The sequence below is a fragment of the Paenibacillus sp. P4_A9 genome (genome assembly GCF_056402415.1).
This window is the reverse complement of record NZ_JBFUHL010000023.1, coordinates 21,966-40,039: the sequence shown is the minus strand read 5'-3', so window position 1 is coordinate 40,039 and position 18,074 is coordinate 21,966. Positions and strand designations below refer to the sequence as shown.

Annotated in this window: 13 protein-coding genes; 8 read left to right on the top strand and 5 right to left on the bottom strand. The window is 46.4% G+C overall.

Annotated elements, in window-relative coordinates:
• Window positions 1–3: 3 nt before the first annotated feature.
• The 3 genes from AC1DVJ_RS16280 (at window position 4) to AC1DVJ_RS16270 (ending at window position 3,519) form a co-directional block, all read left to right on the top strand.
• On the top strand, window positions 4–879 hold the full coding sequence (locus tag AC1DVJ_RS16280) for a sugar phosphate isomerase/epimerase family protein (protein ID WP_477592284.1): 876 nt from the start codon (window positions 4–6) through the stop codon (window positions 877–879).
• A gap of 178 nt (window positions 880–1,057) precedes the next feature.
• Window positions 1,058–1,900: a copper amine oxidase N-terminal domain-containing protein gene (locus tag AC1DVJ_RS16275; protein ID WP_477592283.1), complete on the top strand. Its 843-nt coding sequence runs from the start codon at window positions 1,058–1,060 to the stop codon at window positions 1,898–1,900.
• A 143-nt stretch (window positions 1,901–2,043) separates the two neighbouring features.
• Window positions 2,044–3,519, top strand: coding sequence for a protein adenylyltransferase SelO (locus AC1DVJ_RS16270; protein ID WP_477592282.1), 1,476 nt, complete (start codon window positions 2,044–2,046; stop codon window positions 3,517–3,519).
• Window positions 3,520–3,768: 249 nt separating this feature from the next.
• On the opposite strand, the gene AC1DVJ_RS16265 is transcribed toward AC1DVJ_RS16270, so the two are convergent.
• Window positions 3,769–5,247 (bottom strand): oligosaccharide flippase family protein, encoded by a 1,479-nt coding sequence (locus AC1DVJ_RS16265; protein WP_477592281.1) that lies wholly within the window; start codon window positions 5,245–5,247, stop codon window positions 3,769–3,771.
• Window positions 5,248–5,504: 257 nt separating this feature from the next.
• Between AC1DVJ_RS16265 and AC1DVJ_RS16260 the strand changes: the two genes are divergently transcribed.
• Window positions 5,505–6,371 carry a phosphotransferase gene (locus tag AC1DVJ_RS16260; RefSeq protein WP_477592280.1) on the top strand — a complete coding sequence of 289 codons (867 nt, stop codon included), beginning with the start codon at window positions 5,505–5,507 and terminating at the stop codon, window positions 6,369–6,371.
• Between the two features lie 51 nt (window positions 6,372–6,422).
• Here the strand turns inward: AC1DVJ_RS16260 and AC1DVJ_RS16255 are convergent, their stop codons facing one another.
• Window positions 6,423–8,783: an immune inhibitor A domain-containing protein gene (locus AC1DVJ_RS16255; RefSeq protein ID WP_477592279.1), complete on the bottom strand. Its 2,361-nt coding sequence runs from the start codon at window positions 8,781–8,783 to the stop codon at window positions 6,423–6,425.
• A 272-nt stretch (window positions 8,784–9,055) separates the two neighbouring features.
• Between AC1DVJ_RS16255 and AC1DVJ_RS16250 the strand changes: the two genes are divergently transcribed.
• Together AC1DVJ_RS16250 and AC1DVJ_RS16245 are read left to right on the top strand one after the other, a co-directional pair.
• Window positions 9,056–9,193, top strand: coding sequence for a hypothetical protein (locus AC1DVJ_RS16250; protein WP_477592278.1), 138 nt, complete (start codon window positions 9,056–9,058; stop codon window positions 9,191–9,193).
• 160 nt (window positions 9,194–9,353) lie between these two features.
• Window positions 9,354–12,224: a golvesin C-terminal-like domain-containing protein gene (locus AC1DVJ_RS16245; RefSeq protein WP_477592277.1), complete on the top strand. Its 2,871-nt coding sequence runs from the start codon at window positions 9,354–9,356 to the stop codon at window positions 12,222–12,224.
• 59 nt (window positions 12,225–12,283) lie between these two features.
• On the opposite strand, the gene AC1DVJ_RS16240 is transcribed toward AC1DVJ_RS16245, so the two are convergent.
• A complete protein-coding gene (locus tag AC1DVJ_RS16240; protein ID WP_477592276.1) occupies window positions 12,284–13,258 on the bottom strand; it encodes an aldo/keto reductase family protein in 975 nt (324 codons plus the stop codon).
• Window positions 13,259–13,901: 643 nt separating this feature from the next.
• Between AC1DVJ_RS16240 and AC1DVJ_RS16235 the strand changes: the two genes are divergently transcribed.
• Entirely contained in the window at window positions 13,902–14,576 is a 675-nt protein-coding gene (locus AC1DVJ_RS16235; RefSeq protein WP_477592275.1) for a PDDEXK family nuclease, read from the top strand.
• A 161-nt stretch (window positions 14,577–14,737) separates the two neighbouring features.
• Here AC1DVJ_RS16235 and AC1DVJ_RS16230 read toward each other — a convergent pair whose 3' ends face one another.
• Both AC1DVJ_RS16230 and AC1DVJ_RS16225 read right to left on the bottom strand, forming a co-directional pair.
• Complete coding sequence (locus AC1DVJ_RS16230; protein WP_477592274.1) at window positions 14,738–15,349, bottom strand: SGNH/GDSL hydrolase family protein; 612 nt, start codon at window positions 15,347–15,349, stop codon at window positions 14,738–14,740.
• A 20-nt stretch (window positions 15,350–15,369) separates the two neighbouring features.
• Window positions 15,370–16,782 carry an FAD-dependent oxidoreductase gene (locus AC1DVJ_RS16225; RefSeq protein ID WP_477592273.1) on the bottom strand — a complete coding sequence of 471 codons (1,413 nt, stop codon included), beginning with the start codon at window positions 16,780–16,782 and terminating at the stop codon, window positions 15,370–15,372.
• Window positions 16,783–17,010: 228 nt separating this feature from the next.
• Between AC1DVJ_RS16225 and AC1DVJ_RS16220 the strand changes: the two genes are divergently transcribed.
• Window positions 17,011–18,051: a LacI family DNA-binding transcriptional regulator gene (locus AC1DVJ_RS16220; protein ID WP_477592272.1), complete on the top strand. Its 1,041-nt coding sequence runs from the start codon at window positions 17,011–17,013 to the stop codon at window positions 18,049–18,051.
• Window positions 18,052–18,074 lie beyond the last annotated feature (23 nt).

Below are 18,074 nucleotides of genomic sequence, written 5' to 3'. Positions count from 1 at the left end.
CGAATGATGGGAAAATTCGATATGACCAGGATCAATGATGGCTCTAATCGCCCTCCACGGCTCGAAGTTCATCAATCGATGTGGGCAATGATGGGGCTGGGGGAAGAGGGAACAGAGCTCCCGCTAGAGGCAAAGTTTGAGCGTATCGCAGGTGCGGGCTTTACTGGCATCCTTGCTAGAGTACCTGAGGTAGATATGAGAGATGAATGGAAAAGGTTACTGGAGCAATACGGTCTCAGCTTTGGCTCTCATTGTTTCCCATTCAGCGCGAGTGACTTAGCAAGTCATTTTCAGAATGCAACTGACATGGAAATGCTTTACGTGAACGGGCAGGTGGCAGACTCTTTTGTGATTGATGAAGAGGCAAGGGACCTGTTGCATGGACTCGTTGCTGTGTCTGCAACACATAGGATCCCATTTTATGTAGAGACGCATCGCGGCAAAATTACACAAGACCTAATCCGCACCGTACAATACGCGCAAGCACTGCCTGATTTAAGGTTCACACTGGATATCTCGCATTATGTGTTGGCAGGAGAGATGACGTTGGAGCAGGAAAAGGCGGAGCTTTTATTCAAAACCGTACTGCAACGAACGTCCGCGATTCATAGCCGCATTTCTTCAGGTGAGCAAATTCAAGTGGATGCTGGCTACTCGGATGCGATTCTTGAGCGCTTTGAAAAATGGTGGACCCAAGCGATGCGCTATTGGCTACAGGGAGCTAAACCGGGTGATGTGCTGCCTTTCGTCTGCGAGCTGGGGCCTGCGCCTTATGCGCTCACAGGGGCGGACGGCAAGGAGCTATCCAGTCGGTGGGAACAGGCTTTGGTATTGAAAAATATTGCGGAGGCATGCTGGAAACGTGCTACAGCTGAATAAGTGAGTACACGCGATGGTTGAGCGAGGAGAGATCCTTGTTCAACTTTTTTTTGATTGAGTACTTAAAACATTTTTCGATTTTTTTTGCTACAACCCATCCAAAATCAGGAAGTCTATCGAATAACTATGAGAGTGAGAAAGTTACATAAAAAGATACATAAAAAAAGGAGTCGTTATTATGAAAATGAAAAAAACCTGGATGATTACAGCTTCCTGCATCGTTGCAACTAGCCTTATGGCTGGATCGGCATTCGCCAAATCCGAGAATGGCAACAACCCTGATAAGCCCGATACGTCAAAAGCAGGCGTAGAAATCAATGTGAATGTTGATGGAACGGATGCAACTGTTACTTCCAATACGTATGGTCATGGCAAAAACGGTTATAAAGGTCTTCTAAATGCGTTAGAAAATGTAAAGGATAAGCCTGCTGGGGCTGTGATTGCTGAGCTTCTTTTGACTAACTACGGTGCCCATATTAGTGATGAATTGAAAGCTGAACTTGATTTAATTAAGGATAGAGATGCTGCGCTATCTGCTGTCGCTGACGTATTGGACGAGCAGGGAAGTGTAACGGATGCGGTTTATGTTCAAAAAGAAGCAGTGAAAGTAAACCTTAAAAACATCAATTCCTATAAAAAGCTAACTAAGCTTTATCACAAGCTAGGGAAAAAAGGTGTTTTCTTATACGTAAATGGTGAGGAGCCAGCTTTGGAAGTTAATCCATTCATTAAAGATGGCAGCACTTTGGTGCCATTCCGTGCCATTTCGGAGGCGTTAAAAGCTGAAGTGAAGTGGGACGCGGAAGAGCGTTCGGTAACAGTTACACGTGACGGTGTTAGTGTAAAGCTATTTATCGATAGCACGAAGGCTTTGGTAAACGGTAAAGAAGTTATTTTAGAGGTTCCAGCAACGATCGTTGAAGGCAATACGGTCGTACCGGTTCGTTTCATTAGCGAATCTTTGAAAGCAACAGTTAAATGGGAAGACGAGACAAAATCAGTCGTTATTTACGAAGAATAATAAACTTTCGTTCCAAATTAGGAGCCTACGATGAGTAGGCTCTTTTTGGCATGTAATTGGTGTCCATCGATGTGAAAAGGGTATAATATAGGTGTATTATGTAAAAAAAGAAGATGAAAATGAGTATACAAAGAGGAGATACCATGACAGAAAAGCCAGCCATACAAGATACAGGATGGAACTTTGACAATAGTTATGCACGTTTGCCGGAATCTTTCTTTACGAAGGTTAACCCAACACCTGGACGCTCACCGAAGCTGGTCATACTTAATGGTCAATTGGCAGCAAGTCTGGGGCTTAACGCAGATGCGTTACAAAGCGATGAAGGTGTGGCCAATCTTGCTGGCAACCAGATTCCTGAAGGCGCATTACCGCTTGCTCAGGCATATGCAGCTCATCAATTCGGACATTTTAACATGTTAGGGGACGGCCGGGCTATCCTACTTGGCGAACAGATTACACCCAATGGAGAGCGATTGGATATTCAGCTGAAGGGCTCAGGCAGAACGCCATACTCCCGGCGAGGCGATGGCCGAGCGGCACTCGGGCCGATGCTGCGTGAATACATCATCAGCGAAGCGATGGTCGGTCTTGGTATTCCTACCACTCGCAGTTTAGCGGTGGTTACGACCGGTGATATCATTTACCGTGAAACCGAACTGCCAGGTGCCGTCCTAACCCGCATAGCTGCCAGTCATATACGTGTGGGCACCTTTCAATATGCTGCGCAATATGGCACAGCAGAGGATATCCAAGCCCTTGCGGATTACACACTGCAAAGACACTATCCAGAAGTGGCCGCAAGTGAGAATCGCTACCTTCATTTCCTTCAGGAAGTGATCAAGCGTCAGGCTAATCTCATTGCCAAGTGGCAGCTCGTTGGCTTTATACACGGGGTGATGAACACAGACAATATGGCCATTAGCGGAGAAACCATTGATTATGGTCCTTGCGCTTTCATGGATGCCTATGACCCCGCCACGGTGTTCAGCTCCATCGACACTCATGGCCGCTATGCTTATGCCAATCAGCCGCGTATTGCCGTATGGAATCTCGCGAGATTTGCGGAGACCCTATTGCCGTTGCTGCATACTGACCAAGAGCAGGCAATTAAGTTAGCCGAAGGTGTACTGTCCGAGTTCTCCACGACCTATCAGCAAACATGGCTCGGGGGGATGAGAGCGAAGCTGGGGATCTTTAACGAAGAGCGAGAGGATCTTGCCCTTGTCGATGCCTTGCTTAGCATGATGGAGAAGAACAGCGCGGACTACACGAATACATTCGTAGCCTTCACTTCCAATAAGCTGGAAGACACCATTCTGTTTGGTACGCCGGAGTTTGCCCCATGGCAGGAATTATGGCAGGCGAGACTTGGCAGACAGCAGGAAGACCAAACAGCTTCACAACAGTTGATGCGCAGCAACAATCCTGCGATCATCCCGCGTAATCACCGAGTAGAGGAAGCATTGGAAGCCGCGGTGGAACATGGCGACTATAGCGTGATGGAGCGGCTTCTAGCTGTGCTTTCGAACCCCTTCACACACACAGATGAACAGACTGAATACGCTACATTGCCTGCGCCATCAGCCTGTGGGTATCAAACCTTTTGCGGGACCTGAGGAAGCGTTGCTAGTCCAACATCATGTCAGGCCCGAAGTAAATGCCAATTGCCATGAGGCGGTTGGCATTTATTATTTAGCCAACTGACTTACTAGTGTAATAAAACCTAGTAATCTAATCTGAATAATTATATGTCGACAGGGCCGCCGGAGTCACAAGTTAAACTCCCAATTAGGGGTATATTTCCGCAGAAAAAAGCACTTCAAGGCGGTAAGGCTGCCTTAGAAGTGCTTTTTCTATTTCCCTGCCTACATTTGACCGGCTTCAGCCGTATGAACATCTGTCCTTGGATGTTTTTCAATCACGATGGTTAGAATGAGTAAACATAACAGACCGGCCACGATGAATACGGGATACCAAGCTCTCATCAACGCGCCGGCTTCCATGAGCGCCATCATCCCTACAGTAGGTAAAAGTGGCTCTCCATAAGCCTTCCACCAATCAAGCGGGAATTTTTCATAATAGAAGAATCCAATCATGGCTATTGCGGAGACAGCCCATCCACCCGTATAAATACAAACTGCCAAGACAGGGCTTTCAGCCGCAATGAAGGGTACGATCGCAACGACGAAAATGCCGGCAACGATCATGACCCAGAAGTTCGCTTTCGTTTTTCCTATTCCGGCAAGGATACTCCCGCCAAGCCGACCCACGGAGGAGAATAAGACACCTAACGCCATCAACCGAATATACGCTGCAGAGTCCCCAGTTGAGAAGCTCGCCCCGAATAGAAAGCTGTTGATTTGGTCTGGGTATAAACAAATGATCGCTGTCAGCGGGTACAGAAAAATATTGTTATACCGAATACAGCTTGTCCCACGGTGCTTGCTTTCCTTTACATCCTGTGAGCTCTCGGCCACAAAAGGAAAAGTAACGATCATAAACGCCCACGTAATGATGCCAATAAATCCCGTTATACGAAACCCATTTGATAAATAACCGACAGCCACAACGGAACTGGAACCGACCATCATAACCAGAAAGGGTTGTTGAAATGCTTTTGCAATGTTCCCTGCCCAGGAAGGGAGACCATACGCCATCATGGTTCGCACCTCTTGCAAAGGGATGCCCCCAAACCATTTTGGTTTATGCACACGTTCAACTTTCCAAGCAATAAAAAGAGCTGTCAGGATCGCTCCCACGCTCATCCATACCGATATATTTTCTAAAAGGTTCAACTTGCCGATTGGCCACAAGACGCCGAGTACCGTACCCGAGGTAGCAAGGGTTGTGGTAATGACCATGAAGAAGGCTTGAACGCCGAAATCACGATTGCCAGAGAAGGATGCAACGCCTATATTGATGATCGAGTTGAACATGAACATGATTGAGCTTAGGATCAGGGCTCCTTTTAGCTCAGGTAAATGATAAAAATTCGCTAGGAATGGAGCAAGTAGGGCTACAATTAGCCCGAAGAAGAACCCGAACAGAGAGCTTCCGAACAAAGCCACACGGAAATTAGTTTGTACCGCCTGCTCCGGTTTTCTTGAAAATGTATAAATCAAGGAGGAGTTAAAGCCCACATTGAGAAATAAGGAGGCCATACCGAAAATTTGCAGCAATAGATTCACTTGACCGAATTTGGTGGGATCGTCCAGTACACGAGCTAGAACGATGCTTCCGCCTGTTTGCAGCATTTGGTTAATGAAAAGACCGAGCACAATGATGGAGACATTCCGAAGTAAAAAACGCTGTGTATCCGTTAACATAACACTCCGATTCAGCATGGGGGTTGCCCCTTTTCCCGTTTATAGGTCTTGTTATCCAAAGAGTAGCAGACCCTTACGGTGTTGACAAGCTAAGAAATGGAAGGGAAACGGAGAAAAATGGAGATATTGGAAGATTACTTGTCGCCTCGAATGGGTGAAAGAGTAATACGGGGATTGCAAATATCAATTAAGTAAATCCATTTTATACCTAGTATTAAAATCACCTGAGAAACTATAATTGAGCTATCTAAGGTAATTTTCAGGAGGCAGTAAACATGCTACTTAGTCAAGACGTTAACGATATAATGAAGGACCTTCTTCAGCAAGGTGTAATTGATTCCTCATCTAAGCTTACAACTAAAATGAACGGAACAACGGATGGACTCGTCTATACGCTTACTGTTAATGAAGTACCAACATATGTTTTAAAACTGGATCGTCCAGAAAATATTACATGGGTGGAACTTTTACATCAATCTTATAAAAAAAGCAAACTATTACCTGAACTTCTCTACACAGCACCAACGAAAACATACTTTGTGTACGCCTATTTGGAGGGTACAACCCACTATCATCGTGGTTCAAAAATAAACTGGCTAACCCTTTTGGTCGAAGAATTCTTAAATTATTATGAAATTTATGAACAAACAGAAATGTGGGGAATGTTGGTAAAACCGCGTGATTCTTGGCGTGAATTCAATGAGCGGGGTTTGGAAGGCGCGCGAAATAATGTGGGGAGTCTTCTACCTATTGAAGACTATCATAAAGTGAAATCACTACTCGACGGTATTTCAGAGGTCGGCAGGAAATATTTGTTACATGGCGATACTGGCGTCCATAATTTCGTGTTTCATGATTCTAGATTAACAGGTGTCATCGATCCATCGCCAATAGTTGGTCCTGTCAGTTATGATTTTACTTATGCATTTTGTTCCTCGCCAGATGATTTGAACTTAGAAACGTTATTTGTTGCATATGATTTGCTTCGCCATGAGCCTATGGATAAAGAACGGCTGATTGCGGAAGTCATTCTTCAACTCTATTGCCGAATCGGCATCTGTGTGAAATTCCATCCACATGATTTAGCGGGTTACTTAAAGGCATGGGATTATTGGAAAATTCTCATTCCTTCATCTAATTGAGACAAGTAAAGGAGCCACGCATTATTGCGGGCTCCTCTTACTACTTCCGAATTACTTATGGATCCAAACCAATCCGGCGGAATTATCCTTGGCTTCACCAACGACTCTGAACTTCAATCCGTAATTCGGAACTAGACGTCCGGCATCAGGGATTAATGTATTCATATAGCTGTTGGCATCGGAGAATTCCTCGACACCTTTCAGGGATTTATAATTATATTCGCCTCTTGTTGGGTTGTTGATGTACCATGCTGGTGTTTTATCCAAAGAGAAGGCAGCATCCGCTACTTGATAACGTGTCGTTTGCGCGACAGAATCCTGTCCATCTTTCTTGAATACTAAAGCATCAGCGTGAGAATCGACGACACCGAGGAAACCTTGTCCTGGATGGATACCAGTCCAGTTGTCTAAATAACTATCATCTGCATACCAAACGACAAGTCCAGTATTGTATTTGACACCACGGCTGAATTCCAAAGCTTTATCGGATCCAGCGTAATTTCTCCACTCGAGGTAGTAATAGTGCTTCTTCATTTCAATCCCATTCGAGACGACAAAGCCGTCTAAAGTAAATTGTGATGCACCTTCGGCATCGTCAGAGAATACGACTTGGCCATTTACGGTTAATTTCGCATTATCCATAGCAAAACCATTTAACGCGAGCCCGCCATCCGTGACGTAGTCGAAGTGGAGGGTTACTTTTTTACCTGCAAATTGGCTTAAATCATAGGACTTATCTACCCAAGCTCCTTTAGTAGATTCTGCGCGAGCGTCGCCGTCCGTGTCGTTGTCACCAATAATATCAAGCGTTACTTGTTCGTTATAGGTTGAAGCTGTAACGGTTAAGTAGTCATAATCAAACTCGATATCATAGAGGGTTTTAAAATCAAAACTTGCCGTCTGTGCTTGGGTTAAATCAAACTCAGGCGTTGAAAGCGAGGTATGAAGATTATCGCCTTTCGTGCTGTAATAATACTTAGCTCCGAATGCTGGTTGAATACCTGCTACGGCTTTATCCGGCAAATTCACTTTTACGATGCCTGGATTTTTGGACTTCGTTACACTCTGATCAATGATGGCAGACTTACCTAGTTTCGTAATGTCGGATGCATCAATTTCAGTCACGTTGGCCCAGTTGCCGCCCATGGTATTCTGGAAGAACTCTTTATTTTGAGGTGAAAAAGAGCTTGGCGTTGTACCAGCAATTTTACCGTTCCAGCTGCCGCCACTCATGATGGACCAAGAAGCAACAGGCTCACCTTGTCCGGTATACTGAGTATCATATTCATCTGGCAATCCTAAGTCATGACCGTACTCATGAGCAAATACCCCTACAGCGCCATCTTCAGGCTGAATCGTATAATCATAAGCCGCCATTCGGCCACCCCAATAGCCAACTCCTGCCGTCGTGCCAGGAACAGCATACACACCATTTAGTGTCCAACGATGAGACCAAATCGCATTATCGCCTAATTGTCCGCCGCCAGCTTCTTGACCCGAACCCGCATGAATAATCATGAGGTGGTCGACCAGACCATCGGGTTCATTTTGATCGCCATCGCCATCCAAATCATATAAATCGAACTTGTCATAGTCAGCTAAATTGAGGCCAGTTGCAACTGCTGCATTCAGTGCATCCTTTACAAGATCCCGAGGTCCTTTAGGGGCTAGGTTATCATGACCTCCTGCAGGGCTGTCATCACCGTATTCCACGGCTTTACCTGGAACGGTTAACCAATTGGAGACATAGCCATCTACCGTATAGCTGCCACCGGACTGTTCTTCATAGTATTGTTTGAAGGTTTTGATCTTGGAACCATCGAATAAATTGAAATCTGTATTTCCAAACATGAGTTTCTGATAGTGTTCACGGTTGAAATCGTTGGCGTACATGAAACCAGGTTCTTGTACGACATTGTTATGTTTAAAGTCCGAGAATTCGGTTAAAAGAACAAGGACTTTATCCTCACGAACAGGACCATCATAGGCATCTTGCTTAGCATTTGGAACAGGTACATTTGGTAGTCCATTCTTCAAGTCCTGTTGGCCTTTGTTCAACTTCGATAACAGCTCGACCTTTTGCTTGGCAATAAACTCCTTCGACCGCTTATCGATCTCACTATGCTGCTTGTCAACTTTGGATTGAACCGTTTTAATGCTCTTTGCGGCAACGTACGATTTGACAGCCTTAGAGATTTGTTCGGGTGTTGCCGTTTTACTTAATAGACCCCTGTCCATCAATCCTTTTGCTAACAGATCATCATTTACAAGGTTAAAATCTACCGGAGGCGCCTCGAGTGCTTCGGCGTAGTCGGGTCCAGCAGCGAATGCCGTTGTTGCTGTTGAGAATAGTCCTGCGGTTAAACTCGTTGCCAGTAAAACTCTAGTAATCTTCGAGGTGTAGTTTTTCAATAGGAAACCTCCTGCAAATAGAGTATGTAACCAACCTATGTTTTTAACCAGTGGTTATTTCAATTAAATACTAGATTCGACCCTTCTAGTAAGTGCTTTTGGTCCTGCTTAGATAGACCCATATATTTCCTGATCTGACACTGACATAAAGGGGGTTCTTGTCGCCTTAACAATGATTTTGTCGCAAGATACAAAAAAGAAAAAACTGGCATACCTCTCGAAATTGTAATGCTATCTATTATTTTTCTGGTTTTTGAAAAGGAGGGCTCGTTATGTATATATGTAAACCTGCAAGTACGGATGATTTCAGCGTAATCAGTTCATTTCCCCGAAATGCCGAAGAGCTATATTTTATGTCACCGCTGCTGCAATTTCCCCAGGTAACGGAAGGGGAAATAGATGCTATATAAAATGATAATGCATGAGTAAACAGTTAACTAAAGGTCGAACAAGGACAATTCCTTGTTCGACCTTTTTTTATTTCGACAAGCGTATTCAATTGCGGAAATCCGTCATATGACTAGGTGGAGAAGGGATTACAAGCCTATAGGAGGTGTTAGTATTTTGCCAATGTTGAGTAGAAAGGTTAAAGCGTATCTGATCTTGTTCAGCTTAGTTACTTTACTTCTCGGAGTCTTTCCGGTAGGTAAGGGAGCTTATGCCGCTTCGATTTTTAGTGACAATTTCGAAGATGGGAATGCTGCAGGCTGGACGGCGTCAAGTGGGACATGGGCAGTAGTAAGCGACGGATCTTACACGTACAAACAGTCGAATACGAATTCAACCGCAGAAGGTGTCGCGTTTGCGGGAAGCACGAGCTGGTCGAATTATTCGGTTTCAGTCAGTATGAAGTTGAATACGATGAATGCTACTGGTGCATCAGGTGTTATTGCTCGCTATATGGATGCCAATAATTATTATTTACTCCGAATCCACGGAACTAGCGGGTTGCAGCTCTATCGCAAAAGCGGAGGAACCTTCACACTCCTGGGTACATATGGATTCACGATGGCTTTGAATACGTGGTATACGTTGAAGCTAGAAGTGAACGGGTCAGCACTGAAAGGCTACTTAGATGATATGACAACGGCTAAGATCACAACAACCGACACTACAATTACCGCAGGTGCAGTAGGACTTCGTACTTATGGACAAAGTGCGAGCTTCGACTCACTCAATGTCGATGACGGCACGACAGTTTCACCTATCATCATCACGAACGGAGATGCAGGTTACACGGAGACCGGCACGTGGCTCAATAGCTCACTTACAGGCTATAATGGAACCGCTTCCAGATATTCGACGACAGCGGATAGTACAGCAACATGGAGCCAGTACGCCCCAGTTACGGGGAATTACAATGTTTATGCTTGGTATCCTAGCAGCAATAATACGACAAGTGCCGATTATACGATCACCTCTTTGAACGGAACGTGGGTGAAGGCAGTGAATCAGACCCTCAATCCGAATATGTGGAACAAAATTGCTACCGTTAGTGCGACTGTCGATGCGGCGCTCTCTGTATCGCTGAAAGTGAAATCAGGCAATACACGCGCGAACGCAGTGAAATTTGAAGCGACAGCCGACGCGGCAGAGCCTACCTCACCGCCGGGCTCGGGTTCAGATACGACGACGATTGCGATTTTCGTCAATCAGAGCGGCTATGATCTTGATAAGCCGAAGCGGGCAACAGTCACCAATGTAGCAAATGGCACGCCTTTTTATATCAAAAAAGCTTCCGATAACAGCACCGTCTTCACCGGCTCGGTCAATGGGAATATTGCTGACTTCACCAGCTTCAATCCCTCAAGCATTGGTGAGTACTATGTACAAAGCAGCGGGCAAAATTCCTACAATTTCGCGATAGGGAAGTATTGGATGCAGCGAGTTTCGATTCTTCCAGCCCTTCGCTTTATGGATCAATCCCGTCAGGATACGTTCGATGTGGGTGGCAACGTTGGGTATGCGTGGCGTGACAGTGCTCAGTTTTCTTTTGAATTAAACTCCTTGGTACTGCAGTATATGGCTAACCCAAGTGCGTATGATCGGATGCCGTATGGCATTTCCAATTTATCGACAAGTCAATATCCGGAGCTTCGTGTGCAAAATGAACCCGATATTATTTGGCTCATGAAATTCGCTGCACTGCGATATTACGACCTAAAAACGAATAACGCCAAAGATCTGCATGCGCTGGTCAAAGGCCAGCTCCCGTATTTCCTCTACATTTATCCGCAGATCAGCAATTATGTCAGCAGCAGCTTTTATACGCAAATTAGGGATTTTACGATCCAGCAGTGGTCGAATCCCAATTCTAATATGCAATGGTATGATGTGGGAGGTTCGAGTGATAACAATCTTTTCGCGACGCAGTCGGTCATCGGAGCAGTAAAAGGTTCGCAGCCGCCTGGGTATGCCATCGTGCCGAATCTGCTCATGTATGAAGTTGCAAAACGAGACGGTCTGGCCAATTATCAGGCGTATTTTGATGCTGCGTATAACAATTGTCTATGGTTAATCAATAGTGTTGATTTGAACAATCCTGCCAATACCAAAGGGCAGCGCATGAGCGAGCATATTACAATGGAAGCACTGGCGTATTTCCAAGAAGTGTATCCAAGCCTTGCCCCGCCAGGACTATCCGCTAAAATTAATGCTTGGTCGGATCTTATGATCAAACGTTCGAATAATCTCTGGGATCTAAGGAAATATGCTGATCCATCGGATGGTTCGGGAACGCTGGATCAATGGACGGGTGGATTGACCGCGTATAACGAACCGGGCAGTCCTGCAGGCTTCTTAGCTTCGGCTTATGCGGCACGAAGGGTGCTAACGAATACCACAATGAAGGATAGACTAGAACAGATTGGTATTGCACAGATCGACGATGTGTTTGGGCGCAATCCTTTTGGCAGACACTTCAGTTATGATGCGGTTACGGAAATTGCAGGCGTGGATAAAGGCTGGTTTAGCTTCTATAATGGCGGCTACGGTCATCTGATGAGTGTGCCCGGAGTCCTAGATGGAGCGCCGAAAGAAACGGCTTATCCATTCTCCCCTACAGCAGCCTATGGGTATACGGAGGGGTGGGTTGCTTTTAACACAGCATGGAATGACTCCCTCGCGTACTCCGCGGCGGATGATTTGGAGATCAAAGCATTCAATTCCACATTCAGCTCTGAGGTTAGCACAGCGGCAGCGGGGACAACAATCGGTATCCGACTGAAAGCGCCGCTTAATTTTAACGAGAGTACGGCCGAAACAGGGCAGGTAGTGATTACAACAAATACAGGAAGTCAGAGTAAAGTCACAGTGACAGAGGCAAGCAGTAATGACTATTTCTTCAGGGCTAATTACACGATTCCTAGCGGCGTAACGTATCTCGATATTTCCTACGGAATTGGTTTCTTTAAGAAAACAGTGCGAGTGAACGTGAATTAGGGATGGTTTAACATGAAATAAGGACTGAGCCTATTCAGCTCTGTCCTTATTTATTTCTATTAGCGTGCCGGCGAGAAGTCCGCGACTTTCTTTAAAGTAGCTTCTATTTGTTCCAACGCTTCAGATCCCAGCTCAACATCCACTGCTTTCACGTTTTCTTCGATCTGCTCAGGCTTAGTCGCACCAATCAGTGCTGAGCTTACGCCTGGTTGACGGAGCACCCATGCGAGCGCGAGTTGTGCGATCGAGATATCCAACCCCTGCGCAAGTTGCTCCAGCTCATGAACCGTCTGCAGAACTTGGTCATTCAGATAGCTATTGATGACGCCATTAACGGCGTTGTTCGCAGCACGACTATCGGTAGGCAGAGGCTGCCCTAGCTTATATTTGCCAGTCAAAATCCCTTGTGCAAGCGGCGAGAAGACAACTTGCCCAAGCCCTTTTTGCTCGGAGACAGGAAGAACCTCACGTTCAATGTAGCGCTCAAACATATTATAGATTGGCTGATTGGAAATCAGCGGACGCAAGTGCAGCCGCTCAGCAATGCTAACCGCTTCGGTAATTTGCGCGCCGTTCCATTCGCTGACGGCGGGGTAAATGATTTTGCCTTGCGTGACTAAATCGTCCAACGCGCGAAGCGTCTCTTCCAATGGCGTGTTCGTGTCATAGCGATGGCAGAAATAGATATCGATGTAGTCGACGCCTAATCGTTTCAAGCTAGCATCACATTGTTCCATGATGTGTTTGCGGGATAATCCGCGATCGTTCGGCCCATCGCCCATCGGGAAGTAGACCTTCGTCGAGAGTACATAGCTCGAGCGTTCATACCCTTTTAGCGCGGCGCCCATCGCTTTCTCGCCTTCGCCACGATTATAAGCATTAGCGGTATCGAAGAAATTAATGCCGCTTTCAAAAGCTTTTGCGATACAAACATCCGCGGCCTTTTGCTCGGCGGCTGTTCCGTAAGTAAGCCAGCTTCCTAAGGCGATTTCACTTACTTTTAATCCGCTGCGTCCCATGTTTCTGTATTTCATTAGCAACAATCATCCTCTCATTTACACTCATTGCAGTAAGTATAAGGGTGGCGGGGATGGCCGACAAGAAGGCACTATTAGTTCACTTAGTTACATGGAGTTAAGTAGTGTGCGGCTAGGATTTTTGGTGGACAAGGGACGATCAACGTCAACTCATGGTCACCAGATAGCAAGGTAGTGGAGCGTGCGCAACTTAATCGATTTAATCAAACTAAGCAGCCAATTCGACTCAATCGACCTGTGCTAGCTAGATCAAATTACACCTGCCGCGCAATAAATGGAAAAAATACATTTAATTTCTGGGTAAATTGCAATTTCAACCAAATAAATGGAAAATATGTAGCTAATTATTGAGTTTGAACGCGATATCCTTGTTTCTGCCGATATTAGCTGTAGAATTTCCATCTATTCGCATAAAACGTATGAATGGAGCGGAATTAGCTACAGAAAATCCAGTTATTTTAAAAAATATCTCTTGCACCTGCCTCATATGTCCTCGTACGCCTCAGAATCTGAACAAGCAGCACTAGTCATTTTCCAAAGTTTCCCTTATAATGGCTAATAAGTGACGAAGAACGTCCCGTTCCATTCAATTGAGTGGATGCGGGGCGTTTTTCGCGTTTTTCTAGAAGGGGATGAGAATATGAATATTACGGAAGCACATGAAGCTTTTATCCGTGCACATGTGGACAATCGGAGCGGGGAACGGAGAGGCAGGTTGGGGAGGGGCCATGGGCATGGAGAATCACTCTTTTTGAAGCAGATATGGTGGATTTTACGAGGGAACTTTGACGATCTTCACCCTGAATATGAGGTTCTCGATTGGCGTGGGCGCTCTTATTTTGCGGATTTGGCGTGGTTGCCGGGTTTTGTGAAATTGCTTATAGAAATAAAAGGCTACGCTTCACATGTTCGTGATCTGGACAGGCAGAAATTTTGCAATGAATTGAATCGAGAGACGTTTCTTCATGCAATGGGATATCAGGTGATTTCCTTTGCATATGACGATGTTGAACAAAGACCTGAGTTGTGCATTGCCTTACTGCGTATGGTGCTAGCGAGATATCAAGCGAGTCCAACGCCTGTACTGCGCGCCCACATGGCCGAAAAAGAAGTCCTTCGTCTCGCGGTTCAGCTTGCGGAGCCTATTCGACCGAAGGATGTGGAACTGCATTTTGACATCGATCATCGGACTGCGGTTATGATGCTTAAGAAGCTTTGCTCGAAAGGCATGCTTACACCTACATTCAGTGGGAAGGGGCAGCGTGTCGGCAAGTATACATTAGTAGGCGGTGGCCTGCTCGTTAACATAGAATGAATGGCTGCGTATTTGCACAGCCAACAAATCTAGTCACTCAACAAACGACACGCACCAACAGAACACTCACCCACCATCAACTCGACAGACAAATCTCTCCAACTCAACAAACAAAACAGCCGCCCCAGGCCTTACCCTGTAAGCGGCTGTTCATATTCACCTCACAAACCTAACAAAAACGGTACAACCATATCGGCCACGCGCTGATGGCCAGCCTCATTCGGATGCAGGCCATCCGAAGTGAAGTGAGGCAGTGTCAGCTTATTCAGCCCACTCTGCGCATATAGATTCAGAACAGGCAGCGCGTACCGCTGCCCAATTTCACCAATCGCCTCAACGTAGTCGATGAGTCGATGTCCTGCGGCATTCACATAGAAGATGTCGTAGCCATCTTTGTCACGTTGCAGCGGGGTCCACAAACTTAAGCGGCACGCCCAATTTTTAGTCAATATATCCTCGATTAACGTGGCATATGCACCATGAAATGTACACACATCCGTGCTGCCTAGCTCGCCAATGGGCTTATCCAAACGAAAATCGTTCACCCCCGCGAAGATGGTAACGCAATCCAAAGCTGTATCAATCGCTCGCCCCACATGCGTCGTCGCACCATAATCACGATCACCTCCAGCTGTCATCGGACAGCCGCTTTTGCCATAGTTGATCACACTCGCGAAGCCAAGAGCTTCCTGAACAAGCGGCTGATATCCGCCAGCTTCGGTAATGCTGTCGCCGAGGGTTCCCCAGGTTTTTCCCACCCATTTGTTAAGCATGCTGGGGAGTCCCCTTCCAATTAATTCTCATCATCATACCGAACAGCCCCAACAGCAACTTCACGTTCTGCATCCGCAATACCAGGATTATCGCCAAGGTAAGCGCCTTGTTCAATCAACTTGCGTTGCAGCTCAGGAATAGATACCTCGCGGAAACCAACGCCGTCGTAGCTCGCCATCGCGGCAGCAACCCCCGCCGCTTCACCCATCGCAAAGCAGTTCGGCATCACGCGAAGCGAACCCTGTACGGGGCGATCGGATGATACGGATCTCCCTGCGACGATGAGATTTGATTTACCTTGCGGAAGCATACAGCGATAAGGCACGCCGTGGGATTTTCCTTTTGGCAAATGCTTAATAGTCATCGTGGAACCGGCATTCGCCAAATGGATATCAATAAAGTAGGAATTGCGGGCAATATCATCCTCGAAGGTACGCATGGAAAGGAAATCTTCCACAACGAGTGTATAGTCGCCTTGAATGCGGCGTGTTTCACGAATACCGATCTGGTCACCGGAATGGACAAGGAAAACATTCTCGAAACCAGGTACGTATTTCTTTAAGAAACGAATCTGTGTATCGATCAATTGACGTCCTTCAATAGCAGCACGAGTGAGGTCCTCCGCTTTGGTGCCATCAATATTGAAAATATGGCCAAAGTTAAAGCCAACCACCGAATTTGAAATCCAAGCCATACCTGAGATACGCTTGCGGCTTTCTGGGAGATCACCATTTTGCTGCGCCAAAGTAACCAGGCCTTCGAGCTGCCCATGCTGACCGGTTTCAGCGAGAAATTGATCGAAGCGCCCCTTATCTGCACCGGTCACGACGTAGCACATCGTGCCTGGCTGCAGCTCGCCATTTTCACCGCCAACTTGAAAAGGAACCCCGGCTAATGCCGCTAGATCCGCATCGCCAGATGCATCGATGTACAGCTTCGCTTGCACGACCGAGCGGCCTGATTTATTACTAATAACAAGTCCGCTAATGCGATCGCCATCGAGCAGTACTTGATCCGCAACGGTGTGGAACAGTACTTGTGCGCCGCTAGCTAACACTTCGGCATCATAGACGCGTTTGAGTGTTTCCACATCAATGGGTACCCAGTCCAACAGTTGTTCATAACGGTTAAGAAAATCCTCCCCGGCCGCATGCTTCATTTTCTCAAGCAAATCCAGACCGATGCCTCGAATAACAGGTTTTTCTCCATCCGTATAGGGGCAAAACGCAGGTACTAATGCAGCAGTTCCCATGCCGCCTAGATAGCCCCGTTGCTCAATTAAGAGTGTGCTTGCACCATTACGTGCTGCGGCAATCGCAGCGGCGATTCCTGTGGCACCGCCGCCAACTACGACGACATCAGGGGTATGACTGACAGATAGCTTTTGAGCAGGTATGGTTACGGTTCGGGTGTTTTTGGATGCGTTTGTCATTCGGATATTCCTCCTAATGGGTAGACATTGGCCAATCTAAGCTACATTAAGCTTTACGCGCTTCCACACGTTGGCTGTCTTTGTTTTTATTATAGATCGCTGTTCGCAAGGAACTAGTTTAATTTTTGTTTCATCAAAAAAGTAAGCGTGATATGATGAATGCGAAAATCCATGTTTCATAAATGATCAAGTATCCTTTCGCAACATCCTGGAGGTGCCGCCATCCCCATGCCCACCCGCAAATCAGTCACACTCAAAACCATCGCGAATGAACTCGGCTTAACCGTACAAACCGTAAACAAAGCGCTGAAAGGCAAACACGGTATGTCGGAAGCGACCCGTCAGCTCATTGTCCAAACAGCCGAGAAGCTCGGCTATTATACGATGGATCAGATCCGCAGCCTGCGGCTGGATCATATTGCACCGTATCCGAATGAACGGCTGCGCTTCTTGTTAGTACAAACTGCTGATTCGGTTTCGTATAACCAGCTTTTGCTGCAAGGGCTGCAGGACCGTTTCTTCTCGTTTGGTCATCGCATCGAACTGCTCAGACTGCCGACACGCTTGAAACCAGCGAAGATGAACGTATGGTTAGAGGAGCGGGGCATCACATTTGCAGATGGCATTTTTATAGCACCAAGCATATTGCCTTTGGAATGGGAGACGGCGTTGTTCAATCTGCCAATTCCAAGAATTTTGTTGAATTTCCCGCCATCTGGCGTGAAGATCGATAGCGTAATCTGGGATGTGTATGAAGCGACTTGTCAGTCTGTTGCCCACCTGCGCTCTCAAGGACACTCGAACATCCTGTATGTCGGCGATATTCAGATGCAGCGAGGATCCATTCTACGTTGGCAAGCGTTTAACTATGCCATGCAGGCATCGGGCATAAGCGTAACGCCCTCCGAACATGGCATCGGAAAACACGACAATCCAATTCAATCACGGCAAGAGCTCGTTCGCCTCATTCAGCAGCATCAACCAAGTGCGATACTGTGTGGTATAGACCAAGAAGTGTCCATCGTTTACAACGTATGCTTGGAACTTGGTCTTCGGGTCCCTGAGGATATTTCTATTGTTGGTATCCTTAACGAACAACTGGATACTTTGCCGCTTTTCACACGTCCAATGCTCTCAATCGCACAAACGGGATATCGTGCTGCGGATCGGATGCTATGGCGAATGGCCAATCCGACATTGCCTTTTGAGCATATTCGTATTCAAGGTGAATTCCACGTAGGCCTGACAACGGCAGCGATCTCATCCTAAGATCAGCGCGACTGTTCCTCCCG

What these genes read in the sequence shown, in the direction of transcription:
- AC1DVJ_RS16250 (WP_477592278.1), top strand. Translation starts at nt 9,056, where the DNA reads ATGTATATATGTAAACCTGCAAGTACGGATGATTTCAGCGTAATCAGT.
- AC1DVJ_RS16260 (WP_477592280.1), top strand. Translation starts at nt 5,505, where the DNA reads ATGCTACTTAGTCAAGACGTTAACGATATAATGAAGGACCTTCTTCAG.
- AC1DVJ_RS16225 (WP_477592273.1), bottom strand. Translation starts at nt 16,782, where the DNA reads ATGACAAACGCATCCAAAAACACCCGAACCGTAACCATACCTGCTCAA.
- AC1DVJ_RS16220 (WP_477592272.1), top strand. Translation starts at nt 17,011, where the DNA reads ATGCCCACCCGCAAATCAGTCACACTCAAAACCATCGCGAATGAACTC.
- AC1DVJ_RS16280 (WP_477592284.1), top strand. Translation starts at nt 4, where the DNA reads ATGATGGGAAAATTCGATATGACCAGGATCAATGATGGCTCTAATCGC.
- AC1DVJ_RS16235 (WP_477592275.1), top strand. Translation starts at nt 13,902, where the DNA reads ATGAATATTACGGAAGCACATGAAGCTTTTATCCGTGCACATGTGGAC.
- AC1DVJ_RS16270 (WP_477592282.1), top strand. Translation starts at nt 2,044, where the DNA reads ATGACAGAAAAGCCAGCCATACAAGATACAGGATGGAACTTTGACAAT.
- AC1DVJ_RS16275 (WP_477592283.1), top strand. Translation starts at nt 1,058, where the DNA reads ATGAAAATGAAAAAAACCTGGATGATTACAGCTTCCTGCATCGTTGCA.
- AC1DVJ_RS16230 (WP_477592274.1), bottom strand. Translation starts at nt 15,349, where the DNA reads ATGCTTAACAAATGGGTGGGAAAAACCTGGGGAACCCTCGGCGACAGC.
- AC1DVJ_RS16240 (WP_477592276.1), bottom strand. Translation starts at nt 13,258, where the DNA reads ATGAAATACAGAAACATGGGACGCAGCGGATTAAAAGTAAGTGAAATC.
- AC1DVJ_RS16265 (WP_477592281.1), bottom strand. Translation starts at nt 5,247, where the DNA reads ATGCTGAATCGGAGTGTTATGTTAACGGATACACAGCGTTTTTTACTT.
- AC1DVJ_RS16245 (WP_477592277.1), top strand. Translation starts at nt 9,354, where the DNA reads ATGTTGAGTAGAAAGGTTAAAGCGTATCTGATCTTGTTCAGCTTAGTT.